The sequence below is a fragment of the Streptomyces sp. A1277 genome (genome assembly GCF_004795015.1).
GTDB lineage: Bacteria > Actinomycetota > Actinomycetes > Streptomycetales > Streptomycetaceae > Streptomyces.
The window spans coordinates 169,976-195,498 of the sequence record NZ_SSBI01000003.1 but is presented as its reverse complement, the minus strand read 5'-3'; the positions used below and the strand labels follow the sequence as shown (position 1 = coordinate 195,498).

General features: G+C 71.8%; 18 protein-coding genes. 6 read left to right on the top strand and 12 right to left on the bottom strand.

The window, feature by feature from the left end; translation table 11 throughout:
* Positions 1–69: 69 nt before the first annotated feature.
* Positions 70–765, bottom strand: a complete 696-nt coding sequence (locus E6R18_RS03585; protein ID WP_136315354.1) for an SIMPL domain-containing protein — start codon at positions 763–765, stop codon at positions 70–72.
* A gap of 256 nt (positions 766–1,021) precedes the next feature.
* Between E6R18_RS03585 and E6R18_RS03580 the strand changes: the two genes are divergently transcribed.
* Positions 1,022–2,827, top strand: a complete 1,806-nt coding sequence (locus E6R18_RS03580; RefSeq protein ID WP_136315353.1) for a 5'-nucleotidase C-terminal domain-containing protein — start codon at positions 1,022–1,024, stop codon at positions 2,825–2,827.
* Between the two features lie 89 nt (positions 2,828–2,916).
* Here E6R18_RS03580 and E6R18_RS03575 read toward each other — a convergent pair whose 3' ends face one another.
* The 5 genes from E6R18_RS03575 to E6R18_RS03555 form a co-directional block, all read right to left on the bottom strand.
* Positions 2,917–4,320: a SidA/IucD/PvdA family monooxygenase gene (locus E6R18_RS03575; RefSeq protein WP_136315352.1), complete on the bottom strand. Its 1,404-nt coding sequence runs from the start codon at positions 4,318–4,320 to the stop codon at positions 2,917–2,919.
* Positions 4,317–5,720, bottom strand: a complete 1,404-nt coding sequence (locus E6R18_RS03570; RefSeq protein ID WP_136315351.1) for an aminotransferase class V-fold PLP-dependent enzyme — start codon at positions 5,718–5,720, stop codon at positions 4,317–4,319. The genes E6R18_RS03575 and E6R18_RS03570 overlap by 4 nt, the downstream gene beginning before the upstream one ends.
* Positions 5,721–5,977: 257 nt before the next feature.
* Positions 5,978–8,479 (bottom strand): aminopeptidase N, encoded by a 2,502-nt coding sequence (gene pepN / locus E6R18_RS03565; protein ID WP_136315350.1) that lies wholly within the window; start codon positions 8,477–8,479, stop codon positions 5,978–5,980.
* An 82-nt stretch (positions 8,480–8,561) separates the two neighbouring features.
* Positions 8,562–8,879, bottom strand: a complete 318-nt coding sequence (locus E6R18_RS03560; protein WP_136315349.1) for a chorismate mutase — start codon at positions 8,877–8,879, stop codon at positions 8,562–8,564.
* A 54-nt stretch (positions 8,880–8,933) separates the two neighbouring features.
* The gene (locus tag E6R18_RS03555; RefSeq protein WP_136315348.1) at positions 8,934–9,812 is read right to left on the bottom strand and encodes an AraC family transcriptional regulator; all 879 of its coding nucleotides are present in this window, start codon (positions 9,810–9,812) and stop codon (positions 8,934–8,936) included.
* 146 nt (positions 9,813–9,958) lie between these two features.
* Between E6R18_RS03555 and E6R18_RS03550 the strand changes: the two genes are divergently transcribed.
* From E6R18_RS03550 to E6R18_RS03540, 3 genes are all read left to right on the top strand, one after another.
* Positions 9,959–11,746 (top strand): glycoside hydrolase family 35 protein, encoded by a 1,788-nt coding sequence (locus E6R18_RS03550; protein WP_136315347.1) that lies wholly within the window; start codon positions 9,959–9,961, stop codon positions 11,744–11,746.
* A 69-nt stretch (positions 11,747–11,815) separates the two neighbouring features.
* Complete coding sequence (locus tag E6R18_RS03545; protein ID WP_136315346.1) at positions 11,816–12,724, top strand: hypothetical protein; 909 nt, start codon at positions 11,816–11,818, stop codon at positions 12,722–12,724.
* A 39-nt stretch (positions 12,725–12,763) separates the two neighbouring features.
* Complete coding sequence (locus tag E6R18_RS03540; protein WP_240799579.1) at positions 12,764–13,768, top strand: ankyrin repeat domain-containing protein; 1,005 nt, start codon at positions 12,764–12,766, stop codon at positions 13,766–13,768.
* Positions 13,769–13,777: 9 nt separating this feature from the next.
* Here E6R18_RS03540 and E6R18_RS03535 read toward each other — a convergent pair whose 3' ends face one another.
* From E6R18_RS03535 to E6R18_RS03520, 4 genes are all read right to left on the bottom strand, one after another.
* The gene (locus E6R18_RS03535) at positions 13,778–15,349 is read right to left on the bottom strand and encodes a DEAD/DEAH box helicase (protein ID WP_136315345.1); all 1,572 of its coding nucleotides are present in this window, start codon (positions 15,347–15,349) and stop codon (positions 13,778–13,780) included.
* 84 nt (positions 15,350–15,433) lie between these two features.
* Positions 15,434–15,637, bottom strand: coding sequence for a cold-shock protein (locus tag E6R18_RS03530; protein WP_018555593.1), 204 nt, complete (start codon positions 15,635–15,637; stop codon positions 15,434–15,436).
* Between the two features lie 209 nt (positions 15,638–15,846).
* On the bottom strand, positions 15,847–16,458 hold the full coding sequence (locus tag E6R18_RS03525; protein WP_136315344.1) for a TetR/AcrR family transcriptional regulator: 612 nt from the start codon (positions 16,456–16,458) through the stop codon (positions 15,847–15,849).
* A gap of 46 nt (positions 16,459–16,504) precedes the next feature.
* On the bottom strand, positions 16,505–17,011 hold the full coding sequence (locus E6R18_RS03520; RefSeq protein WP_136315343.1) for a pyridoxamine 5'-phosphate oxidase family protein: 507 nt from the start codon (positions 17,009–17,011) through the stop codon (positions 16,505–16,507).
* Between the two features lie 187 nt (positions 17,012–17,198).
* Between E6R18_RS03520 and E6R18_RS03515 the strand changes: the two genes are divergently transcribed.
* Positions 17,199–18,122 carry a rhomboid family intramembrane serine protease gene (locus E6R18_RS03515; RefSeq protein ID WP_136315342.1) on the top strand — a complete coding sequence of 308 codons (924 nt, stop codon included), beginning with the start codon at positions 17,199–17,201 and terminating at the stop codon, positions 18,120–18,122.
* 35 nt (positions 18,123–18,157) lie between these two features.
* The gene (locus E6R18_RS03510; protein ID WP_136315341.1) at positions 18,158–19,378 is read left to right on the top strand and encodes an SLC13 family permease; all 1,221 of its coding nucleotides are present in this window, start codon (positions 18,158–18,160) and stop codon (positions 19,376–19,378) included.
* A gap of 116 nt (positions 19,379–19,494) precedes the next feature.
* Here the strand turns inward: E6R18_RS03510 and E6R18_RS03505 are convergent, their stop codons facing one another.
* Both E6R18_RS03505 and gltB read right to left on the bottom strand, forming a co-directional pair.
* The gene (locus E6R18_RS03505) at positions 19,495–20,955 is read right to left on the bottom strand and encodes a glutamate synthase subunit beta (protein ID WP_136315340.1); all 1,461 of its coding nucleotides are present in this window, start codon (positions 20,953–20,955) and stop codon (positions 19,495–19,497) included.
* Complete coding sequence (gene gltB, locus E6R18_RS03500) at positions 20,948–25,507, bottom strand: glutamate synthase large subunit (protein WP_136315339.1); 4,560 nt, start codon at positions 25,505–25,507, stop codon at positions 20,948–20,950. The genes E6R18_RS03505 and gltB overlap by 8 nt, the downstream gene beginning before the upstream one ends.
* Positions 25,508–25,523: the final 16 nt, after the last annotated feature.

The window sequence follows — 25,523 nt, the reverse complement described above, 5'->3', positions numbered from 1 at the left end:
TTGACAAGTGTTGAATTGTGCGGCGGCACGCTCGAATGAGCATGCCGGGGCGCGCCGGGGGGTGGAAATTCAGAGTTTCGGCGGCGTCATGGTGAAGCGGGCGTTCACCTGGGCGTAGACGGTCTGGCGCTGGGGTTCGAGGTCGATGGCGGGGGCGGCTCCGGCGGCTCCCGGGGCGGCCGGGGGCGCTCCGGCGTAGCCGCTGCGGGCGTAGGCGGCGGGGGCTGCGTTCTCCGCGCCGATGTCGGCGAGTTCCACGAGGGCGGCGAGTTCCGCGCCGACGGCGTCGGCGTATTCGCGGGCGCGCTGGACGGCTTCGCGGACGGCTTGGCGGCGGGCTTCGCCGTGGGCGGGTGAGGTGGGGCGCAGGGCCCACCAGGGGCCGTTGACGCGGGTCATGTCGAGGTCGCCGACGCGGGTGGTGAATTCGCCGAGTGCGGTGAAGTCGTTGAGGACGGCGGTGATGTGGACGCGGCCGTGGTAGGCGCGGATCCTTTCGTCGCGGCCGCGTTGGGTGAGTTCGGGGGTGATGGAGAGGGTGCCGGTTTCGAGTTTCTCGACGGCGTCTCCGTAGCCGCGGGCGAGTTCGAGGACGGTGGTGTTGCGGCGGGTGAGGTCTTCGAGGGCGGCGCGGCGGTCTTTGCCGCGGGCGGTGACGGTGATGGAGAGGTGGGCGGTCTCGGGGTCGACTTCGAGGCGGGCTTCGCCTCGGACTGCGAGGCGGGGTTGGTCCGGGGTGCCGTAGGGCTGCGGGGTGTCGGTCATGTGTCCACTGTGGCATCCGGGTGTGACAGCCGGGTGGTGGTGCGGATGGTTGGCGGGTGGATGGCTGGTGGATGTGGGATGGACATGGAAGGGAAACCTGTCGGGGGTGTTGCCGGGGGTGGTGCGTGGGTGATTATCTACGCGCGTTGTCCGCGCATGTGTGTGATCTACACGCGTCACCCGGTGGGCGGACCGCGCAGGACAGAACTTCGCACCAAGCACCAAGCACCAAGAGAACTGGGATGTGGGAGACGAGATGCCGCTGAACCGAAGGACGTTCCTGGGGACATCGGCCGCGGCCGGCGCGGGTGCGGTGATCGCGGGCGGTGCCGCGGCGCCCGCCCAGGCGCACGGGCGCGGGCATGGTCATGGGCACGGGCAGAAGCGGTACTCGTTCACCGTGATGGGGACGACCGACCTGCACGGGAACGTCTTCAACTGGGACTACTTCACCGACGCGGAGTTCGACGACAAGGACCACAACGACGTCGGTCTGGCGAAGATCTCGACGCTGGTGAACCAGGTGCGGCGGGAGAAGGGCCGTCACAACACGCTGATGATCGACGCGGGTGACACGATTCAGGGCACGCAGCTCTCGTACTACTACGCGAAGATCGATCCGATCACGGCGAAGCGCGGTCCGGTGCACCCGATGGCGCGGGCGATGAACGCGATCGGTTACGACGCGGCGGCGCTGGGCAACCACGAGTTCAACTACGGCATTCCGGTGCTGCGGAAGTTCGAGGAGCAGTGTGATTTCCCGCTGCTCGGGGCGAATGCGCTGGACGCGAAGACGTTGCGGCCGGCGTTCGCGCCGTATGTCATCAAGAAGCTGCGCACTCCGCACGGGCGGGATGTGAAGGTGGCGGTCCTGGGGCTGACGAATCCGGGGATCGCGATCTGGGACAAGGCGAATGTCGGCGGGAAGATGGTGTTCCCGGGCCTGGAGGAGCAGGCGGCGAAGTATGTGCCGCGGTTGCGTTCGATGGGCGCGGACGTGGTGATCGTGTCGGCGCACTCGGGCAACAGCGGGACGTCGTCGTACGGGGATCAGATTCCGTACGTGGAGAACGCGGCGGGTCTGGTGGCCGAGCAGGTGCCGGGGATCGACGCGATTCTGGTGGGTCACGCGCATCTGGAGATTCCCGAGTACTTCGTGGAGAACAAGAAGACGGGGAAGAAGGTCGTGCTGTCGGAGCCGTTGAAGTGGGGGCAGCGGCTGACGCTGTTCGACTTCGACGTGGTGTGGGAGAAGGGGCGCTGGGTGGTCGAGAAGGCCGGTTCCCGGGTGCTGAACTCGAACACGGCGGCGGAGGACCCGAAGATCACGAGGCTGCTGACGGGTGAGCACAAGAAGGTCGTGGCGTACGTCAACCAGGTGATCGGTACGTCGACGGCGGCGATGACGACGGCCGAGGCGGCGTGGAAGGACGAGCCGATCATCGACCTGATCAACGTGGTCCAGACGGAGACGGTGCGGGAGGCGCTGGCCGGTGGTGAGTACGCGGATCTGCCGGTGCTGTCGCAGGCGTCGTGCTTCTCGCGTACGGCGCGGATTCCGGCCGGGGATGTGACGATCAAGGACGCGGCGGGGCTTTACCCGTTCGAGAACACGCTGGAGGCGCGGCTGCTGACGGGCGCGCAGATCCTGGACTACCTGGAGTTCTCGGCCCGGTATTACGTGCAGACGGCGGCGGGCGCGCCGGTGGATCCGGAGAAGTTGACGAATGCGGACAACACGCCGGATTACAACTACGACGCGGTGTCGGGTCTGACGTATGACATCGACATCGCGAAGCCGGCGGGTTCGCGGATCGTGAATCTGTCGTTCGAGGGGAAGGCGATCGATCCGGCGGCGCAGTTCGTGCTGGCGGTGAACAATTACCGGGCGAGTGGTGGGGGCAATTTCCCGCATGTTCCGGGTGCGAAGCAGTTGTGGGCGAATTCGGAGGAGATTCGGAACACGATCATCGCCTGGGTGCAGGCGAAGGGTTCGGTGGATGGTGCGCAGTTCGCCTCGGTGGACTGGCGGCTGACGCGGGACGGTACGCCGGTGTTCTGATTTCTGCGGTACGGGTTTGCTGAGGGCGGTCGTTCCTCTTCCTTTGCGGGAGGTGGGGCGGCCGCCTTCTTCGTGTGTGGGTAGCGGGGTCAGTTGTTGCGGGTGAGGGGGCGGAGGGTGGGGTTCTGGGTGGGGATGGCGGGCTGGGTGAGGCCGAAGGTGGTGAAGGCGGTGCGTTGCGGGAGGGGGTAGGGGGTGGTGCCGGTGAGGTCGTTGAGGATGGTGGCGCTGCGCCAGGCGGCGAGGCCGAGGTCGGGGGCGCCGACGCCGTGGGTGTGGCGTTCGGCGTTCTGTACGTAGATGTGGCCGGTGATGTCGGGGCCGAGGCCGAGGCGGTAGCGGTCGTCGATGCGGGGGCGGCCGGAGGCGTCGCGGCGCAGGTGGGGGGCGAGGCTGTCGAGGATCTGGTCGAGGGGGCGTTCGCGGTAGCCGGTGGCGAGGACGACGGCGTCGGTGGTGAGGCGGGTGCGGGTGCCTTGCTGGATGTGTTCGAGGTGGAGTTCGACGCGGGTGTTGGCGACGCGGCCGGCGGTGCGTACGGCTACGCCTGGGGTGAGGGTGGTGTCGGGCCAGCCGCCGTGGAGGGTGCGGCGGTAGAGCTCGTCGTGGATGGCGGCGATGGTGTCGTGGTCGATGCCTTTGTGGAGCTGCCATTGCTGGGGGACGAGGGTGTCGCGGGTGGGTTCGGGCAGTGCGTGGAAGTAGCGGGTGTAGTCGGGGGTGAAGTGTTCGAGGCCGAGTTTGGAGTACTCCATGGGGGCGAAGGCGGGGGTGCGGGCGAGCCAGTGGAGTTTTTCGTGGCCCGCGGGGCGGGCGCGCAGGAGGTCGAGGAAGATCTCGGCGCCGGACTGGCCGGATCCGATGACGGTGATGTGGTCGGCGTCGAGGAGGCGGTCGCGGTGGTGGAGGTAGTCGGCGGAGTGGATGACGGGGACGGTGGCGGCGTCGGTGAGGGGTTTGAGGGGTTCGGGGATGTGGGGTTCGGTGCCGATGCCGAGGGCGATGTGGCGGGTGTGGGCGCGGCCGAGTGAGGTGGCTTCGCCGAGTGCGTCGAGTTGGGTGTAGTCGACTTCGAAGTGGGCGGCTCGGGGGTTCCAGCGGATGGCGTCGACCTGGTGGCTGAAGTGGAGTGCGGGGAGCTGGTCGCTGACCCAGCGGCAGTAGGCGTCGTATTCGGTGCGGTGGATGTGGAAGCGCTCGGCGAAGTAGAAGGGGAAGAGGCGGTCCTGGGTGCGTTGGTAGTTGAGGAAGCTCCAGGGGCTGGTGGGGTCGGCGAGGGTGACGAGGTCGGCGAGGAAGGGGACTTGGAGGGTGGCGCCGTCGATGAGGAGGCCGGGGTGCCAGTGGAAGGCGGGGCGTTGTTCGTAGAAGGCGGTGGTGAGGGGGGTGGGCAGGCCGTGGGCGAGGGCGGCGAGGGAGAGGTTGAAGGGGCCGATGCCGATGCCGACGAGGTCGTGCGGCCGGTGGGGGTCGGGGGTGGGCCGGTCGGTCATCGCAGGGTGCTGCCTTCCTTGAGTTCGGTGGTGAGGTGGGTGACGAGGTCGAGGAGGCGGCGGAGGTCGTGGGGGGTGGTGTGGGGGTTGAGGAGGGTGGCTTTGAGCCAGAGGCGGTCGTGGGCGTGGGTGCGGCCGAGTACGGCGTGGCCGCGGGTGAGGAGGGTGCGGCGGATGGTGGCGACGGTGTGGTCGTCGGCGGCGGTGGGGCGGAAGAGGACGGTGCTGATGGTGGGGCGGTCGTAGAGGTCGAGGGCGGGGGTGCGGGCGATGAGGTCGGCGAGGTGATGGGCGGCGGTGCAGGTGCGGTCGATGAGGTCGGCGAGTCCGGTGCGGCCGAGTGCCTGGAGGGTGACGGCGATTTTGAGGGCGTCGGGGCGGCGGGTGGTGCGCAGGGAGCGGCCGAGGAGGTCGGGGAGGCCGGCTTCGGTGTCGTCGTCGGCGTTGAGGTAGGGGGCGTGGTGGTGGAGGGCGTCGAGGTGGCGGCGGTCGGGGACGGCGAGGATGCCGGCGGATGCGGGTTGCCAGCCGAGTTTGTGCAGGTCGAGGGTGACGCTGTCGGCGCGGTCGAGGCCGTCGACGAGGTGGCGGTGGGTGGGGCTGAAGAGGAGGGGCCCGCCGTAGGCGGCGTCGATGTGGAGTGCGGCGCCGTGGTGGGCGCAGAGGTCGGCGATGGCGGTGAGGGGGTCGATCTGTCCGGTGTCGGTGGTGCCGGCGGTGGCGGTGACGAGGAGGGGGGCCTTGCCCTGGTTGCGGGTGAGGGTGTCGTGGAGGGCGGTGAGGTCGATGGTGCCGGTGGGGGCGGGCACGGTGAGGGGTTCGGGGAGGCCGAGGAGCCAGGCGGCGCGGGCGGTGCTGTGGTGGGCGTTGGCGCCGGTGATGGTCTGGACGGGGCCTTGGCGTTCGCGGGCGAGGAGGAGGGCGAGTTGGTTGGCCTCGGTGCCGCCGGTGGTGATGACGGCGTCGGGTGCGGGGTGGTGGGGGTAGATCTCGGCGGCGAGCGCGGCGGTGGTGTCGGCTTCGAGGGCGGAGGCGGCGGGGGCCTGGTCCCAGGAGTCCATGGAGGGGTTGAGGGCGGAGGCGGCGAGGTCGGCGGCTGCGGCGAGGGCGAGGGGCGGGGTGTGGAGGTGGGCGGCGCAGAGGGGGTCGGCGGGGTCGGCGGCGCCTTCGGTGAGGGCTTGGACGACGGTGGCGAGGGCGTGGTGGGCGCCGGTGCCCTGGTCGGGGATGAGGGGGGTGAGGGTGGCGCGGATGCGGGGGGTGACGGTGTCGGGTCCGCCTGCGGGGAGGGGGCCGTCGCGGCGGCGGGCGCCTTCGGTCAGTGCGGTGAGGACGGTGTCGAGGAGGGGGCGCAGCGCGGTGGGTCCGGTGGTGGAGCCGGCGAGGGGCGGGGTGGGCATGGGGTGGCTGGTCCTTCGGGCGCGCGTGGGCGGGGTGCGGGCATGGGTGTGCGTGCCAGCTTGTCCGGGTTTCGGGTGGCGCGTCCGGGGAGCCGGGTGATCTGAACTCGAAAGGGTGACCGGTGCGATTGGGGGCGGGCTGTCGGGGGGCGGGGTGGTATGGGGGTGCTGTTGTACGGGTGTGCCCGGCCTGCTCCTCGGTGGTGAGGTGCGGGCCGGGCACGGGTGGTGCGGGTGTTTTCGGTACGCGTCCTGGGTCAGTGGGCGTTGCGTACGGTCAGGGCGCGGCGCAGGTCGTCGATCTGGTCGGTGAGCTTGCGGCGCAGGGCGGGGATGAGGGCCTGGTCGGTGAGGGCTTCTTCGCCGAGGCGGAGGCTGTCGGCGTCGATGGCGTGGGCGGGGAAGGCGTGGGCTCCGGCGGCTTCGGCGATGGCGGGGCCCCGGCGGACGGCGAGTTGGGCGGCGTCGGGGTAGTAGCGGGGCACGTATGCGCGTACGAGGTCGGCTTGTTCGGGCTGCCAGAAGCCTTGGGCGGTGGCGGTGAAGAGGTAGTTGGAGAGGCTGTCGTCGCTGAACATGGCGTGCCAGGCGGCGGCCTTGGCCTCGGGGTCGGGCAGGGCGGCGCGGCAGCGGGCGGCGCCTTCCTGGCCGGTGGCGCTGGGGTCGGCTTCGAGGGCGGCGGCGATGGCGGTCTCGTCGGCGGCGCCGAGGACGGCGAGGCGGGTGAGGATGCGCCAGCGCAGTTCGGGGTCGAGTTCGGGTCCGCCGGGGACGGTGTCCTCGGTGAGCCAGCCCTGGATGGTGTCGGGCTGGGTGGCGGCGTCGATGAGGTGGCGTACGGCGGTGAGGCGCAGCCCGGGGTGGGTGCCGTCCTCGGTGCGGCGGATGAGGTCGCGGCACAGGGCGGTGAGGGTGGCGAGGGCGGCGGGCCGGTCGTCGGGGGCGGTGTAGCGGTCGGCGATCCGGGTGCCGGTGAAGAGGAGGACGCCTTGGAGGAGGGCGAGGTCGGTCTCGTACGGGAGGTGGGTGCGGGCGGCTTCGAGGTAGGTGCTGGGGGCGAGTTCGCCGTCGCGGACCATGTCGCGGGCGGCGTTCCAGAGGACGGCGCGGGTGAGGGCGTCGGGGATGCCGGAGAGGCTGGTGAGGACGGTGTTCCAGGAGTCCGGGTCGAGTCGGATCTTGGCGTAGGTGAGGTCTTCGTCGTTGAGGACGACGAGGGCGGGGCGGCGGCCGGGGCGGGTGACGGAGGTGTCCTCGGGGATGCCGGTTTCGAAGCGTTCGCGCAGGACGAGGGGGGTGGGGCCGTGCCGGGTGTCGAGGGAGTGGTCGTAGGCGCCGACGCTGATGCGGTGGGGGCGGGTGCCCTGCTGTCCGACGGTGAGGGACCAGGTGGTGTCGGTCTCGGTGGTGTGTGCGGTGAGGGTGTCGATGCCGGTGGTGCGCAGCCACTGGTCGGCCCAGCCGTGGACGTCGCGGTCGGTGGCGGAGGCGAGGTTGTCGAGGAAGTCGGCGAGGGTGGCGTTGGCGAACTTGTGGCGGGCGAAGTGGGTGTTGATGCCCGCGAGGAAGTCCTTCTCGCCGAGCCAGGCGACGAGTTGGCGCAGGGCGGAGGCGCCCTTGGCGTAGGAGATGCCGTCGAAGTTGAGGAGGGCGGAGGCGGTGTCGGGGACGTCGGCGGGGTCGGGGGCGACGGGGTGGGTGGAGGGGCGCTGGTCGGCGTCGGAGCCCCAGCCCTTGCGGGCGACGCCGAATTCGACCCAGGTGTCGGTGAAGCCGGTGGCTTCGGCGAGGGTCTGGTAGCCCATGTACTCGGCGAAGGACTCGTTGAGCCAGATGTCGTCCCACCAGGCGAGGGTGACGAGGTCGCCGAACCACATGTGGGCCATCTCGTGGGCGATGACCATGCCGCGGGTCTGGCGTTCGGTGTCGGTGACGGCCGAGCGGTAGACGAATTCGTCGCGGAAGGTGACGAGGCCGGGGTTCTCCATGGCGCCGGCGTTGAATTCGGGGACGAACGCCTGGTCGTAGGAGTCGAACGGGTAGGGCTCGTCGAACTTCTGCTGGAACCGGTCGAAGCAGGCCCGGGTGATGTCGAGGATCTCGTCGGCGTCGGCGTCGAGGTGGGGGGCGAGGGACCGGCGGCAGTGGATGCCGAAGGGCAGGCCGGCGTGCTCGGTGGTCACGGAGTGCCAGGGGCCCGCGGCGACGGCGACGAGGTAGGTGGAGACGGGGGGTGTGGGGGCGAGGGTCCAGCGGCCGTCGCCGGTGTGCTCGGCGATCCCGTTGCCGAGGACGGTCCAGCCTTCGGGGGCGGTGACGGTGAGGGCGAAGACGGACTTCAGGTCGGGCTGGTCGAACGCGGCGAAGACGCGCTGGACGTCCTCCATGAACAGCTGGGTGTAGACGTAGGTCTCGTTGTCGCTGGGGTCGGTGAAGCGGTGCATGCCTTCGCCGGTGCGGGAGTAGCTCATCGCGGCGTCGACACGCAGTTCGTGGGGGCCGGTGGTGAGGCCGTGCAGGGGGAACCGGTTCTCGGTGAGGTCCGCGGGGTCCAGCGGCTGCCCGTCCAGGCTGACCGAGCGCAGGGCCGCGGGCTTGAGCTCGATGAAGGTGTCACCGGCCGTGCGGGCGGTGAACTCGATCACGGCCCGGGAGTCGAAGGTCTCCTCCCCCGCGGTGAGGTCGAGTTCGATCGTGTATCGCTGCACGTCGAGGATCTGGGCTCGGGCCTGCGCTTCATCGCGCGTCAGTACGGACATGGGGACATGCTGCCGTATGCGCGGGGCGGTGTGCAGGGGGGTTCCGGTGGGGCCGGGCGGGGGCGGAGCCGGGGGCCGGGGGCTACTGCTTCGCCGACTCCTCCGCGATGCGTTCGTGGTGGCGGATGACCTCGGCGACGATGAAGTTCAGCAGCTTCTCGGCGAAGGCCGGGTCCAGGTGGGCGCTCTCCGCGAGTTCGCGCAGGCGGGCGATCTGGCGGGCCTCGCGGGCCGGGTCGGCCGGGGGCAGCTGGTGGGCGGCCTTGAGGTGACCGACCTGCTGGGTGCACTTGAAGCGCTCGGCCAGCATGTGGACGACGGCCGCGTCGATGTTGTCGATGCTCTGGCGCAGCCGGTTCAGTTCGACGCGTACGGAGTCGTCGGTGTCGCTCGTGGTCATGGTCAGCGAGCTTAGAGGGTCCGCGCCCCGGTCGCCGGACCCCCTCGGGACCGGCTACGGGGTGATCGTCGGCGGGTGCTCCGGGTCCGGGACCTGATCGCTCCAGCCGCCCGGCACGCTGCGGCCCTGCTGCTCGCGGAAGCGGACGGGGGCCATGCCCACGCGGCGGGCGAACAGGCGCGAGAAGTACGCCGGGTCGTCGTAGCCGACGCGGCGGGCGACGGCCGCGATCGGCAGGTCGCCGGTGGCGAGGAGTTCCTTGGCGCGGCCGAGCCGGATGCCGAGGAGGTAGTCCTTCGGGCTGCATCCCGCGCCCCGGCGCACCGCCGTCCGCAGCTCGGCGGAGGTCATGCCGTGCCGGGCCGCGTGCTCGGCCACCGACAGCGGCTGGAAGGCGTCGCGGGCCAGGGCCTGGAGGACCGGGTCGCCGTCCGGGCCGACGTCGGCGCGGGCCCTGCGCAGCGCGACGAGGAGTTCGTGCACGGCGGCCCCGGTCTCCACCTCCAGGAGCGGGTTGCCGCGCCGGGCCGCCCGGACCATGCGGCCGACCGCGGCGCGCGGGGCCGCGGTGTCGGCGAGCGGGACCAGGGGGCGGTCCGGTTCGATGTAGCCGAGCTCGGTGTACGTGGCGGTGGCGGGTCCGGTGAAGTCGACGAAGCTCTCGTCCCAGCCGGTCGCCGGGTCGGCGCCGTAGTGGTGCGGGGTGCCCGGGGTCAGCCAGATCAGGCTGGGCGCGGTCACGGGCACCCGGCGCCCGTCCGGCCCGGCGAACCAGCCGCTGCCCGCGTTGATGACGACGGCCACGTGGTGGTCGAGGGTGCGCGGGCCCACGGTCGGCAGGGTGCCGTGCTGGAGGCCGACCCCGAGGCAGACCAGGCCGAGGCGGTGGTGGAGCGGGCTCGGGGTGAAGAAGCGCATCCAGGTGTGGTACATCGGCCTTCACTCCCCGGTCCCCGCCTCGTGCGCCGCACAGGAGCAGGCGCTGCGTCCAAACAGCCATGATCTTTGTCCATGGACCGGCCGCACGCCAGGGGTGAGGCTGGACCGAGACATTCCGCGCACAGGAGAGAACGAGCACGATGGCTGACTTCACCGTGGGGGACGACGGTTTCCGGATCGACGGGAGGCCCGTACGGCTGCTGTCAGGGGCCCTGCACTACTTCCGGGTGCACGAGGCGCAGTGGGACCACCGGCTTTCGATGCTGCGGGCGATGGGTCTGAACTGCGTGGAGACGTACGTCCCGTGGAACCTCCACGAGCCGCGTCCCGGCGGCTTCCGGGACGTCGGGGCGCTGGGCCGGTTCCTGGACGCGGCGCACCGGGCCGGGCTGTGGGCGATCGTGCGCCCGGGGCCGTACATCTGCGCCGAGTGGGAGAACGGCGGTCTGCCCGCCTGGGTGACCGGCCGGTTCGGGCGGCGGGTGCGGACCCGTGACGAGGGCTATCTCGACGCGGTGCGCTCCTGGTTCGCCGCCCTGCTGCCGCAGGTCGCGGAGCGCCAGATCGGGCGCGGCGGCCCGGTGATCATGGTGCAGGCCGAGAACGAGTACGGGAGTTACGGCACCGACGCGGTCTACCTGCGCGAGGTGGCCGATCTGCTCGGCGAGTTCGGGGTGGGCGTGCCGCTGTTCACCTCGGACGGGCCGGAGGACCACATGCTCACCGGTGGTTCGGTGCCCGGTCTGCTCGCCACGGCGAACTTCGGCTCGGGTGCCCGCGAGGCGTTCCGGGTGCTGCGCCGCCATCAGGCGACGGGTCCGCTGATGTGTATGGAGTTCTGGTGCGGCTGGTTCGAGCACTGGGGCGCGCCGCCGGTCGTGCGGGACCCGGCGCAGGCCGCCGGCGCGTTGGCGGAGATCCTGGAGTGCGGGGCGTCGGTGAACATCTACATGGCGCACGGTGGCACGAATTTCGCGGGCTGGGCGGGTGCCAACCGTTCGGGCCCGCTCCAGGACGAGGAGCTGCGGCCTACGGTGACGTCGTACGACTACGACGCGCCCGTCGACGAGTACGGCCGGCCCACGGAGAAGTTCCACCTGTTCCGTGAGGTGCTGGCCGCCTACGCGGACGGGCCGCTGCCCCCGCTGCCGCCCGAGCCGGTCGGGCCGAAGGTGCCGGTGCGTGCGGAGCTGACCGAGTGGGCGCCGCTGCCGGCCGTGCTGGAGGCGCTGGGCGACGAGGAGACGGCCGAGTGCGGGGCGCCGCCCACGTTCGAGGAGCTGGGGGTCGACCGGGGCGTGGTGCGCTACCGGGTCGCCGTGCCGGGTCCGCGCCGCCCGTACACCCTTGGCGTCTCGGGGTTGCGGGACCGGGCCGTGGTGTACGTGGACGGGGTGCGCCGGGGCGTGCTGAGCGAGGAGGCGGCCGATCTGGCGGAGCCGGTGGCGGGGCCCGCCGTTGTGGAGCTGTGGGTGGAGTCGCTGGGCCGGGTCAACTACGGGCCGCGCCTGGGCGAGCCGAAGGGGATCACGGGGGGCGTGCTGCACGAGCGGCAGTACCTGCACGGGGTGCGGGCGCGGGCGCTGCGGCTCGACGCGTTCGACGAGCCGGGCGCGGTGGCGGGGGTCCCGTTCGCACCGGTCGACGGGTCCGGCGGGACGGGCCTGTACCGGGGCACGTTCGAGATCGCGGACGCGTCCGGGGTGGATCACGCCGGTCTGGAACTGCCGGGCTGGACGCGCGGGTTCGTCTGGGTGAACGGTTTCTGCCTGGGCCGCTACTGGTCGGTGGGCCCGCAGCGGACGCTGTACGTGCCGGGGCCGGTGCTGCGGGACGGGGTCAACGAGGTGTGGGTGCTGGAGACGGAGGGTGCGGGGGCGCCGTACGTGGAGCTGGGCCCGGGGCTGCCGGTGCGCACGGGCGGCTGACGGCCCCGGGCCGCCCGCCCCGGTCTACAGTGGGGAGGAGTCGAGCGTCGCGCGAGCGGGGGTGGGGACGTGCCGGACAGCCCTCGCCGCAGCCCGGTCGAGCACGGTTTCCCGCATCTGGACACCGTCCGCTCGGCGATCACCGCGCTGTACCGGCGCCTTTCGTACGACGGTGTCCAGCGGTTCGCCGACAGCCTGGCCCCCGTGGAGGCCGCGTTCGCCGATACGGACGATCTGCACCTGGGCGCGCAGCGGGTGGCGCGGGCGATGGTGCGCCACTTCCGGCTGCCGGACGCCCGGATGATCGTGGCGTTCCGGGCGATGGAGCACGCGGGCAGCGTCGAACTCGCGGCGGGTCCGGAGTACTTCATCGAGCTGAACGACCGCTTCCGTACGCACCGCCGGGACATCGGCGCGGCCCTGTCGCACGAGGTCACGCACGTGCTGCTGCACCGGCTCGGTCTCGAATTCGCCGGGACCCGGGACAACGAGATCCTGACCGACACGGCGGCGGCCTATCTGGGGGCGGGCTGGCTGCTGCTGGACGCGTTCCGCGAGGACGCCGTCACCAGCCAGAAGCTGGGCTACCTCACGCCGGAGGAGTTCGGGTACGTGCTGGCCAAGCGGGCGCTCGTGTTCGGCGAGGACCCCTCGCCGTGGTTCACCAGCCCGCAGGCGTACACGGCGTACACCGAGGGCCGGGCGCGGGCCCTGCGGGAGAGCGTGCAGCCGCCGCTGGCGGCGGCCGGCTGGGCGGGCCGCCGCCGGTACGCCAGGGACCGGCGGTTCGCGCAGGATTATCCGGGCGGGGGTGCGGCCCCGGGGCGGGAGGTCCCGTACGCCTTCGAGGGGGCTGGGGACGGGCTGCGGGTCTCCTTCCCGTGCCCTACCTGCCACCAGCGCAACCGGGTGCCGGTCCGGGGCCGGGTGCGGGCCAGGTGTGGGCTGTGCCGCACGGTGCTCGACTGCGCGACCTGAGCCGACGGTGTTTCAGTCCGGGCGTATTACAGTCGAAATGTGGCAGAAGATCCGAGGTTGCGAGCTGTGCGGGTGGCGGACGGGCAGAGCCTGTTCGACGCCCTGTACGAGGGCGATGACGCCGTCGTACGGCTGCTGCGCGCCGGGGTGTCCGCCGAGTCGGTGGACGCGGAGGGGATGAGCGCGCTCTACCTCGCGGCGGTCTCGGACCGGCCGGGCGCGGTGCGCCTGCTGCTCGCGGCGGGCGCCGACCCCGACCGGGCCTGCGGGCCGGAGTCGGGTGATCTGCCGCTGTGCGGGGCGGCGTGCGGCGGCCATACGGAGGTGGCCGAGGCGCTGCTCGCCGCCGGGGCGCGGCCGGACCTGCCCGAGCAGTTCGGGTTCACGGCGCTGCGCTGGGCGGTGGGGCTCGGCCACGCGCGGACGGCGGGCGTGCTGCTCGCGTACGGCGCGGACCCGTGCCGCCCGGGCCCCGAGGGCGAGGCGCCGCTGCTGACGGCCGTGCGCCGGGGCTCGTCGGCGACCGTACGGGAGTTGCTGCGGCACGGTGCGGGGGCGCGGCGGGAGGTGGTCGAGGAGGCGCTGGGCGAGGCGCGGCGCCTGCTGGACACGGACCTGGAGGGGGAGCTGCGGGCCGGGTTGCGCGAGGTGTACGGGGGCGGGGCGGCGTACGAGGTCGTGGTGCGGCGGGATGTGGTCGACGGCGGCGAGACGCTTACCGTCGAACTGGTGCATGAGGGACAGGTGTTCGCGGGCCGGGACCAGCAGATGGGCCACGGCGCGATCGCCACGGTGCTGGAGGGCGAACTCGGCGTCCGGGCGTCCTACGAGGAGCTGGCCCGCCGGGCGCTGCGGTCCGGGGACCCGGGGCTGGACAACTGGCGGGTCGCGGTGGAGGCGCTGGCCGGCCGGGGCGACGAGGAGACGCGGCAGGCGGCGGCCGCGTGGCGTGCGAGCGGGGACGCGGTGCGGCGGGCGTTCGGAGCGGAGGTCGCGGGGGCGCTGCCCCCGCACCCCCGCTCCCCGATCGCCCGAGGGGCTTGAACGCCCGCCTTACGCGGCGCGACGGCTGCGCGTGGGCGCGCCGCTGCGGCCGGTTCCGCGCGAAGCGCCACCGGCAGCGGCCCCGGCCCCGCCCGTGCCACCGCCGCCCCGGCGCCCGCGGCCCCGGCTGCCCGAGCGGACCCGGGCGCCGGTGCCCGTACCGGCTCCGGCCGGCCGCGTGCGCGGCTTCGGCTGGGTCGGCTGCGGGACCTCTATGACGACCGCGACACCGGACGGCTCACGCGCCCCGGTGATGCGGGTCAGCTCCTCGTCGCTGGACTTGATCCGGGTGGTGCGCGGCGCGATGCCCGCGTCCTGCATCAGCCGGGTCATGTCCCGCTTCTCGTCGGGCAGCACCAGCGTGACGACGCTGCCGGACTCGCCGGCGCGCGCGGTGCGCCCGCCTCGGTGCAGGTAGTCCTTGTGGTCGGTGGGCGGGTCCACGTTGACCACGAGGTCGAGGTCGTCGACGTGGATGCCGCGCGCCGCCACGTTCGTCGCGACGAGGGCGGTGACCTGGCCGTTCTTGAACTGGTCCAGGGTCCGGTTGCGCTGCGGCTGCGAACGCCCGCCGTGCAGCGCGGCGGCCCGCACCCCGCTGGCCAGCAGCCGCTTGGCGAAGCGGTCGGCGGCCCGCTTGGTGTCCACGAACATGATCACGCGGCCCTCGCGGGCGGCGATCTTCGTGGCGACGGCCTTCTTGTCGGTCTCGTCCAGGACATGGAGGACGTGGTGCTCCATGGTGGTGACCGCGCCGGCGGAGGGGTCGACCGAGTGCACGACGGGGTCGGTGAGGAACATCTTGACCAGGCGGTCGATGTTCTTGTCCAGGGTCGCGGAGAACAGCATGCGCTGGCCGTCCGGCTCGACCTGCTTGAGCAGGGCGACGACCTGCGGCATGAAGCCCATGTCGGCCATCTGGTCGGCCTCGTCCAGGACTGTGACCGAGACCTGGTCCAGGCGGCAGTCGCCGCGCTCGATGAGGTCCTTGAGCCGGCCCGGGGTCGCGACGAGCACCTCGGCGCCGCGCCGCAGCGTGGCCGACTGCTTGGTGATCGACATACCGCCGACGACGGTGGCCAGCCGCAGGTTGACCGCGGTGGCGTACGGCGTCAGCGCGTCGGTGACCTGCTGGGCGAGCTCGCGGGTCGGGACGAGGACGAGGACCAGGGGTGCCTTCGGCTCGGCGCGGCGGCCGGCGGTGCGGGCCAGGAGCGCGAGGCCGAAGGCGAGGGTCTTGCCGGAGCCGGTGCGGCCCCGGCCGAGGATGTCCCGGCCGGCCAGCGAGTTCGGCAGGGTGGCGCCCTGGATCGGGAACGGTTCGGTGACGCCCTGCGCGGCAAGGGTCTTCAGCAGGGCGGCGGGCATGTCCAGCTCGGCGAACGCCTCGACGGCGGGCAGTGCGGGGGTGATGGTCTCGGGCAGCGTGAATTCGCCCTGCGGCGGCGTGGCCCTGCGACGGGGCGACGCCTTTCCGGTTCCCTTGCCGGAACCCTGTGCGGTTGCCTTTGCCTGGGCCGTGCCGCGCCCCCTCGACGGGCGGTTGCGGGCGGGGCGGTCCTGACGTTCGGAGCGGGTCATAACGGGATGTCCTCCTGGGACAGCACGAGCCGGGGCCCGCACCTTCACGGTGCGGGCCCCGGCTGCGAGGTACGCGTCCGGCAATTAGGCCGGGACGATGTTCTCCGCCTGCGGGCCCTTCTGGCCCTGCGTGACGTCGAAGGTGACCTTCTGGCCTTCCAGGAGCTCACGGAAGCCCGAGGTGGCGATGTTCGAGTAGTGGGCGAAGACGTCGGCGCCGCCGCCGTCCTGCTCGATGAAGCCGAAGCCCTTTTCAGAGTTGAACCACTTCACGGTTCCAGTAGCCATGTCATTCTCCTAAGGAGGTGCAGTGCCGGAAATTCGCACTTTACGAATTCCAAGTCGCCGCATTGAGCCCCATCCGGAGAAAGCCGGAAAACAATAAAGCGCCTGACGAAGCATTCCCGTCAGGCGCACATAAAGTTCATGGGTACCAAAACTGCAACGGGACCAGCTTAGCACGATCCGGCGGCGAGTGGCGGGTGACCTCGGCCGTGTCAGTGCCGCAGGGCGATTCCGTCCAGGACCATCGACAGGTACTGGCGGGCGATCTCCTCGGGGCTGTGCCGCCCGCCGGGCCGGTACCAGGACGCGGCGACCCAGACGGTGTCGCGGACGAACCGGTAGGTCAGGCGGATGTCCAGGTCGGCGCGGAAGGTGCCGTCGGCGACGCCGCGCTCCAGGGTGCCGAGCCATGCCTTCTCGAACTTCTGCTGCGAGTCGTCCAGGTACTGGAACCTCGGCTGGGCGGCCAGGTGCCGGGCCTCCTTCTGGTAGATGGCGACGGCGTCGCGGTGCCGGTCGATCTCCCGGAAGGACTCGGTGACCAGCGCCTCGATGGTCTCCCGGGGACCGAGCCCGGCTTCGAGCACCGCGTCGTACCCCTCCCAGAGCTCGTCGAGGAAGGTGGAGAGGATCTCGTCCACCATCGATTCCTTGGAATCGAAGTGGTAGTAGAGGCTGCCCGCGAGCATCCCGGCCGCGTCCGCGATCCTGCGCACGGTCGTGGCGTTGTATCCCTGGGCGGCGAAGACCTCGGCGGCGGTAGCCAGCAGTTCGGCGCGGCGCTCGGGCGAGGGGGTCCCCTGGGGCTTCTTCTTGGTAGGCACCCGCCCATTCTCCGCCCGCCGCGCGGCCCACGGGCCGGGGCCGCCCTCAGAGGTCCTGCGAGAGCGTCCCCTCGTCGTTGCCCCGGCGGATCGTGCGCAGCGGCCGGCCGGGCCGCCAGGCGCTGATGACGAGGGTGTCGCCGTCCTCCAGGCCGACGCGCACCACCTCGGTCGGCTCGACGCGGAACAGGTGGAAGGGCTCGGGCGGCTTCCTCTCGTCGATGAAGCGGGCGAGCACGTCCGGATCGGTCACCTCGACCGCGCGCCCGGAGATCCGGACGTCCCCGTCGGCCATCCCGGCGTCGGGCCCGGGGTTGGCGTGCACGCAGAATCGGGGGTCGCGGCGCAGGTCGAGGGCCTTGCGGGAGTCCGGCATCATCCCGAGGTGCGGCTCGTCCCGCCAGAAGTCCACCTCCAGGCCGGTGAGCCGGGGCGATCCGTCCGCGCGGAGCGTCGCGAGGACGTGGTGGCGGTACCGCTCGAACCGCCGGCGCACGGTGTCGGCGAGGGCCGGCTCGGCGGTGCGGAAGTCTGTCCAGGAAGTCGGAGTCATGACGTCGATCGAACCCGGGAAACCCGACATCCTCTGTCGGGTTTCCCGCGGGACGGGCCACGGCCCACCCGTTCGGGTGCCGTCGCGGCCCGCGGAGCCCGGATGCGGGCGGCCGTGCCGCGTTCGCTATCTTGATCGCCGCCGCCCCCACCGGCCTCTGGTCCCCGTACAGACGAAGGAGCCGGCCATGGAGGCCGCCGTCACCACGTGCTATCGCCACCCCTCGTACGAGACGTACGTGAGCTGCGTCCGGTGCGAGCGCTTCATCTGCCCGGACTGCATGCGCGAGGCGGCGGTCGGCCATCAGTGCGTGGAGTGCGTGAAGGAGGGGCAGCGCTCGGTCCGGCAGGCGCGGACGGCGTTCGGCGGTGCGGTGTCCCGCAGCGCGGTGCCGGTCGTGACCTACGTACTGATCGGCCTCAACGTCCTGGCGTACCTGGCGGAGCTGATCCGCCCGGAGCTCGTCGACCGGTTCGCGATGGCGGGGGCCGGGCTGTCCGGCCCGGACGGCGGACGGTACGTGTACGTCGACGGGGGCTACCCCGGGTACGACGTGTTCGGGGTGGTGGACGGTGAGTGGTACCGGCTGCTGACCGGGGCCTTCCTCCATCTGCCGCCGGACGGCTCGTCGTTCGGGTCGGTGCCGTTCGGGGCGCTGCACATCGTGTTCAACATGTACGCGCTGTGGAACCTCGGCCGGGTGGTCGAGGAGCAGTTGGGCCGGGTCCGCTTCCTCGCCCTGTATCTGCTGGCCGCGCTGGGCGGTTCGGTGCTGGTGTACCTGGTCGCGCCGTCCGGCGACACGGTCGGCGCCTCGGGGGCGATCTTCGGTCTCGCGGCCGCGTTCTACGTGATCAGCCGGCGCCTGGGCCGGGACATGCGGGCGGTGAACCGCTTCCTGGCCGTGTTCCTGGTCTGGATGCTGATCTCGGCGGGGTTCACCTCCTGGCAGGCGCACCTGGGCGGGCTGCTGACCGGGGCGGCGGTGACGGTCGTGTACGCGTACGCCCCCGCCGGGCGGCGTACGGCGGTGCAGGCGGCCGGGTGCGTGGTGCTGGCGGCGGTGCTGGTGCTGCTGGTGGTCCTCAAGACGTCCGCGCTGACGGGCTGAGCGGAGCCGGGTGCCCGGTCTGACACGATGACCGCATGCGGAACGATCACTCCACGCTGTCTCCGCGCGCCCTGGTGCGGCGGCCGCATCCCCTGGACTGGCTGGCCGGCGGGCTGCTCCTGGCCGGTGTGATCGCCGCGGCGACCGGGCTGCTGCCCGCCGGTCCGGCGCAGGACCAGATGCGGCGCATCGGGCCCCTGCTGGCGTTCCTGGCCACCGTGATCGTGCTGGCCGAGCTGGCGGGCCGGGCCCAGGTCTTCGACGTGGTCGCGGCCTGGGTGGCCCGGGCGGGCCGGGGCCGCTATCCGCTGCTGTTCGGGCTGTGCGTGGGCTTCGCCTCGCTGACCACGATCACCCTGAACCTGGACACCACGGCCGTCCTGCTCACGCCGGTGATGCTGGCGCTGGCCGGCCGGGTGGGCATCGCGGCGGTGCCGCTCGCGATGACGACGGTGTGGCTGGCCAACACCGCGAGCCTGCTGCTGCCGGTGTCGAACCTGACCAACCTGCTGGCGGCGGACCGGGTGGCGCTGACGCCCACCGGGCTCGCGGCCGTGATGTGGCTGCCGCAGCTGGCCGCGATCGGGATGACGGCGCTGTGCCTGTGGGTGTTCTACTGGCGCCGCGGCCGGCGGGGCGCCGACACGTACACCCCGCCGCCGGTGCCCTCCCCCGACGACCGGGTGCTGCTGGGCGTCTGCTCGGTGGCGTGCGCCGGGTTCCTGCTGGCGATCCTGGTCGTGGACGTGCCGCTGTGGGCGGCCTCGCTGGTGGCGATGGCGGTCGTGGTGGCGGCCTACGCGGTGCGGCGCCGCGAGGAGCTGCGGCTGTCGCTGGTGCCGTGGCGGCTGCTGGTCCTGGTGCCGGGGATGTTCCTGGTCGTGGAGACGGTCGACGCGCACGGGCTGCACGAGCTGCTGGTGCGGGCGCTCGGCTCGGACAACGGCCTCGCGGGCATGCTGCGCACCGCCGGGGTGGGCGCCGGGCTCGCCAACGTACTGAACAACCTTCCGGCGTACGTGGCGGGCGAGGCGGTCGTCCCGGCGGGCAACCACCACCAGCTGCTCGCCCTGCTGATCGGGGTCAACGCGGGCCCGCTGGTCACGCCGTGGGGGTCGCTGGCGACGCTGCTGTGGTTCGAGCGGTGCCGGTGGCAGGGGACGCGCATCGGCGTACGGCGGTTCGTGCTGACCGGTCTGGTGCTGGCGGTGGGGGCGACGGGCGCCGCCACCTGCGCGCTGGCCCTGACCGTCTGAGGCCGGGCGGGACCTGCCCCGGACGCGCCACGGCGCCTGCCGAATCGTCCGGTCGGGGACGGGCAGGCGCCGCGTTCAGTTCCGTACGCCGTTGTACGGGACGTCTGTGTGCCGTGTCAGACCATCAGGGAACGGTCCGTCGGGCGGATCGGGGCCGGCAGTTCGCTGGCTCCGGTCAGGAAGCGGTCCACGCCGCGTGCCGCGGAGCGGCCCTCGGCGATGGCCCACACGATGAGGGACTGGCCGCGGCCCGCGTCTCCGGCGACGAAGACGCCGTCGACGTTGGTGGCGTAGTCCTCGTCACGGGCGATGTTGCCCCGTGCGTCGAGCTCCAGACCGAACTGCTTGACCAGGCCGTTGGCCTGGTCGGTGCCGGTGAAGCCCATCGCGAGCGTGACCAGCTGCGCGGGGATGGTCCGCTCGGTGCCGGGCTTCTGCTCCAGCTTACCGTCCTTGAATTCCACCTCGACCAGGTGGAGGGCCTGGACGTTGCCGTTCTCGTCGCCCTCGAAGCGGGTCGTCGAGACGGAGTAGACCCTCTCGCCGCCCTCCTCGTGCGCGGAGGTGACCTTGTAGAGCATGGGGAAGGTCGGCCAGGGCTGGTTGGCGTTCCGCTCCTCGCCCGGCCGGGGCATGATCTCCAGCTGGGTGACGGACAGGGCGCCCTGGCGGTGCGCGGTGCCGACGCAGTCGGCGCCGGTGTCGCCGCCGCCGATGACGACGACGTGCTTGCCCCCGGCGGTGATCGGGGAGACCGTCAGGTCGCCCTCCTGCACCTTGTTGGCGAGCGGCAGGTACTCCATCGCGAAGTGGATGCCGTTCAGCTCACGGCCCGGGACCGGCAGGTCGCGCGAGACGGTGGCGCCGGCGGCGATGACCACGGCGTCGTAGCGGCGGCGCAGCTTCGCGGCGTCGATGTCCCGGCCGATCTCGGTCTCGGTGCGGAACTTGGTGCCCTCCGCGCGCATCTGCTCGATGCGGCGGTTGATGTGCGACTTCTCCATCTTGAACTCGGGGATGCCGTATCGGAGGAGGCCCCCGATGCGGTCCGCGCGCTCGTAGACGGCGACCGTGTGGCCGGCCCGGGTCAGCTGCTGGGCGGCGGCGAGGCCGGCCGGGCCCGAGCCGATGACGGCCACGGTCTTGCCGGAGAGGCGCTCGGGCGGCTGCGGGGTGACGTCGCCGTTGCCCCACGCCTTGTCGATGATCGAGACCTCGACGTTCTTGATGGTGACGGCCGGCTGGTTGATGCCGAGCACGCACGCCGACTCGCAGGGGGCCGGACACAGCCGCCCGGTGAACTCCGGGAAGTTGTTCGTGGCGTGCAGCCGCTCGGAGGCGGCGGCCCAGTCCTCGCGGTAGGCGTAGTCGTTCCACTCGGGGATGAGGTTTCCGAGCGGGCAGCCGTTGTGGCAGAACGGGATGCCGCAGTCCATGCAGCGGCCGGCCTGCTTGCTGATGACCGGGAGCAGCGAGCCGGGAACGTAGACCTCGTTCCAGTCCTTGACGCGCTCGCCCACCGGGCGGGTCTCGGCGACCTCGCGGCCGGTGGTCAGGAAGCCCTTGGGGTCAGCCATTGGTCGCCGCCTCCATCATCTTCTCGGTGGTCTCCTGCTCGGAGAGACCGGCGAGCTCAGCGGCGTCCTTGGCGGCGAGCACTGCCTTGTAGGTGGACGGGATGATCTTGCTGAAGCGGGCCACCGCGGTGTCCCACTCGGCGAGGAGCTTCCCGGCGACGGTGGAGGCGGTCTCCTCCTGGTGGCGGCGCACGACGTCGTGCAGCCACTGCTTGTCGGCGTCGGTGAGCTCCTCGACGGCGCCGAGGTTGCCGGCGTTGACGTTGTCGCGGTTCAGGTCGACGACGTAGGCGACGCCGCCGGACATGCCGGCCGCGAAGTTGCGTCCGGTCTCGCCGAGCACGACGGCGTGGCCGCCGGTCATGTACTCGCAGCCGTGGTCGCCCACGCCTTCGGAGACGACGGTGGCGCCGGAGTTGCGGACGCAGAACCGCTCACCGGTGCGGCCGCGCAGGAACAGTTCGCCGCCGGTGGCGCCGTAGGCGATGGTGTTGCCCGCGATGGTGGAGTACTCGGCGAGGTGGTCGGCGCCGCGGTCCGGGCGGACGATGACGCGGCCGCCGGACAGGCCCTTGCCGACGTAGTCGTTGGCGTCGCCCTCCAGCCGCAAGGTGACGCCGCTCGGCAGGAAGGCGCCGAAGGACTGGCCGGCGGAGCCGGTGAAGGTGATGTCGATGGTGTCCTGGGGCAGGCCCGCGCCGCCGAACTTCTTCGTCACCTCGTGGCCGAGCATGGTGCCGACCGTCCGGTTGATGTTGCGGACGGCGATCTGCGCGCGGACCGGCTGAGCGGCCTCGGGGCTGTCGGCCTTGAGGGCGTCGGCTGCGAGCTTGATCAGCTCGTTGTCGAGCGCCTTGACCAGGCCGTGGTCCTGCTCGGTGTTCCGGTGCCGGACCGCGCCTTCGGGCAGTTCGGGGACGTAGAACAGCGGGGCGAGGTCCAGGCCCTGCGCCTTCCAGTGCGTGATGGCCCGGTCGGTGTCGAGCAGCTCGGCGTGGCCGACGGCCTCCTCGATCGTGCGGAAGCCGAGCTCGGCGAGGAGTTCGCGGACCTCCTGGGCGATGAACTCGAAGAAGTTGACGACGTACTCGGCCTTGCCGGAGAACCGGTCGCGCAGGACGGGGTTCTGGGTGGCGATGCCGACCGGGCAGGTGTCGAGGTGGCAGACGCGCATCATGACGCAGCCGGAGACGACGAGCGGCGCGGTCGCGAAACCGAACTCCTCGGCGCCCAGCAGTGCGGCGATGACGACGTCGCGGCCGGTCTTGAGCTGGCCGTCGGTCTGCACGACGATGCGGTCGCGCAGGCCGTTGAGCAGCAGGGTCTGCTGGGTCTCGGCGAGGCCCAGCTCCCAGGGGCCGCCCGCGTGCTTGAGCGAGGTGAGCGGGGAGGCGCCCGTGCCGCCGTCGTGGCCGGAGATGAGGACGACGTCCGCGTGGGCCTTGGAGACACCGGCGGCGACCGTGCCGACGCCGACCTCGGAGACCAGCTTCACGTGGATGCGGGCCGCCGGGTTGGCGTTCTTGAGGTCGTGGATCAGCTGAGCCAGGTCCTCGATGGAGTAGATGTCGTGGTGCGGGGGCGGGGAGATGAGGCCGACGCCCGGGGTGGAGTGCCGGGTCCTGGCGACCCAGGGGTAGACCTTGTGGCCGGGCAGCTGGCCGCCCTCGCCGGGCTTGGCGCCCTGGGCCATCTTGATCTGGATGTCGTCCGCGTTGACCAGGTACTCGCTGGTGACACCGAAGCGGCCGGAGGCGACCTGCTTGATGGACGAGCGGCGGGCCGGGTCGTAGAGGCGGTCGGCGTCCTCGCCGCCCTCGCCGGTGTTGGACTTGCCGCCCAGCTGGTTCATGGCGATGGCGAGGGTCTCGTGCGCCTCGCGCGAGATGGAGCCGTAGGACATGGCGCCGGTGGAGAAGCGCTTGACGATGTCCGCGACGGACTCGACCTCGTCGATGTCGATCGAGGGGCGGTCCGACGTGAAGCCGAACAGGCCGCGCAGCGTCATCAGCCGCTCGGACTGCTCGTTCACCCGGTCCGTGTACTTCTTGAAGATGTCGTACCGGCGGTTGCGGGTGGCGTGCTGGAGGCGGAAGACCGTCTCCGGGTCGAACAGGTGCGGCTCGCCCTCGCGGCGCCACTGGTACTCGCCGCCGATCTCCAGCGCGCGGTGCGAGGCGGAGATGCCGGAGGCGGGGTAGCCCTTGGTGTGCCGGGCGGCGACCTCCTTGGCGATGACGTCGAGCCCGGCGCCGCCGATCTTGGTGGCGGTGCCGTTGAAGTAGCGGTCCACGAATGCCTGGTCGAGGCCGACGGCCTCGAAGACCTGGGCGCCCCGGTAGGAGGCGACGGTGGAGATGCCCATCTTGGACATGACCTTCAGGACGCCCTTGCCCAGGGCGTGGATGAGGTTGCGGATGGCCTGCTCGGCCTCGATGCCCTCGATGAAGGTGCCGGCGCGGACCAGGTCCTCGACGGACTCCATGGCCAGGTACGGGTTGACCGCGGCGGCGCCGTAGCCGATCAGGAGCGCGACGTGGTGGACCTCGCGGACGTCACCGGCCTCGACCAGCAGGCCCACCTGGGTGCGCTGCTTGGTGCGGATGAGGTGGTGGTGGACGGCCGAGGTGAGCAGCAGCGAGGGGATCGGCGCGTGCTCGGCGTCGGAGTGCCGGTCGGACAGGACGATCAGGCGGGCGCCGTCCTCGATGGCGGCGTCGACCTCGGTGCAGATCTCCTCGATCCGCGCGGCCAGCGCCTCGCCGCCGCCGCCCACCCGGTAGAGGCCGGAGAGCGTGGCGGCCTTCATGCCCGGCATGTCGCCGTCGGCGTTGATGTGTATGAGCTTGGCCAGCTCGTCGTTGTCGATCACCGGGAAGGGGAGCGCGACGCTGCGGCAGGAGGCGGAGTTCGGCTCCAGGAGGTTGCCCGAGGGGCCCAGCGTGGAGCGCAGCGAGGTGACGAGCTCCTCGCGGATGGCGTCCAGCGGCGGGTTGGTGACCTGCGCGAACAACTGGGTGAAGTAGTCGAAGAGCAGCCGGGGGCGGGCCGAGAGCGCGGCGATGGGCGAGTCGGTGCCCATGGAGCCGAGCGGCTCGCCGGCGGTGCGGGCCATCGGGGCGAGGATGACGCGCAGCTCTTCCTCGGTGTAGCCGAAGGTCTGCTGGCGGCGGGTGACGGAGGCGTGCGTGTGGACGATGTGCTCCCGCTCGGGGAGGTCCTCCAGCTCGATCTCGCCGGTCTCCAGCCACTCCTGGTAGGGGTGCTCGGCGGCGAGGGACGCCTTGATCTCGTCGTCCTCGATGATGCGGTGCTCGGCGGTGTCCACGAGGAACATCCGGCCGGGCTGCAGGCGGCCCTTGCGGACGACCTTGGCGGGGTCGATGTCCAGGACGCCGACCTCGGAGGAGAGGACGACGAGGCCGTCGTCGGTGACCCAGTAGCGGCCGGGGCGCAGGCCGTTGCGGTCGAGGACCGCGCCGACCTGGACGCCGTCGGTGAAGGTGACGCAGGCCGGGCCGTCCCAGGGCTCCATCATCGCGGAGTGGTACTGGTAGAAGGCGCGGCGGGCCGGGTCCATCGAGTCGTGGTTCTCCCACGCCTCGGGGACCATCATCAGCACCGAGTGCGGCAGCGAGCGGCCGCCGAGGTGGAGCAGCTCCAGGACCTCGTCGAAGGAGGCGGAGTCGGAAGCGTCGGGGGTGCAGACGGGGAAGATCCGGTCGAGCGGCGCGTCGCCGAAGAGGCCGGAGGCGAGCTGGGACTCGCGGGCCTTCATCCAGTTGCGGTTGCCCTTGACCGTGTTGATCTCGCCGTTGTGCGCGACGAAGCGGTACGGGTGTGCGAGCGGCCAGCTCGGGAAGGTGTTGGTCGAGAAGCGCGAGTGGACCAGTGCGACCGCGGTGGCGAAGCGGGGGTCGGAGAGGTCCGGGAAGAAGGGTTCCAGTTGCCCGGTGGTGAGCATCCCCTTGTACACGATCGTGCGGGCGGAGAGCGACGGGAAGTAGACCCCGGCCTCGCGCTCGGCGCGCTTGCGCAGCAGGAATGCCTTGCGGTCCAGGGCGATGCCGGTGCTCTGGCCGTCCGTGACGAACAGCTGGCGGAACTCGGGCATGGTGGCGCGGGCGCCGTTGCCGAGGATGCCGGGGGTGACCGGGACCTCGCGCCAGCCGAGGACGTTCAGACCCTCCTCGCCGGCGATCCGTTCCAGGGCGGCGACGGCCGCGGCGGAGTCGTCGGCGGGCAGGAAGGCGATGCCGACGGCGTAGGCTCCGGCGTCGGGGAGGGCGAAGGGGACCTCGGTGCGCAGGAAGGCGTCCGGCACCTGGAGCAGGATTCCGGCGCCGTCACCGGAGTCGGGTTCGGACCCGGTGGCTCCGCGGTGTTCGAGGTTGCGCAGGACGGTCAGCGCCTGCTCGACCATCTCGTGGCCGGGCACACCGGTCAGTGTGGCTACGAAGCCCACGCCACAGGCGTCGTGCTCGTTGCGGGGGTCGTACATCCCCTGCGGGGCGGGGCGACCGTCCATGGGCGACCAGGCGTCGGTGCGCATCGGCTCTCCCGTCGTC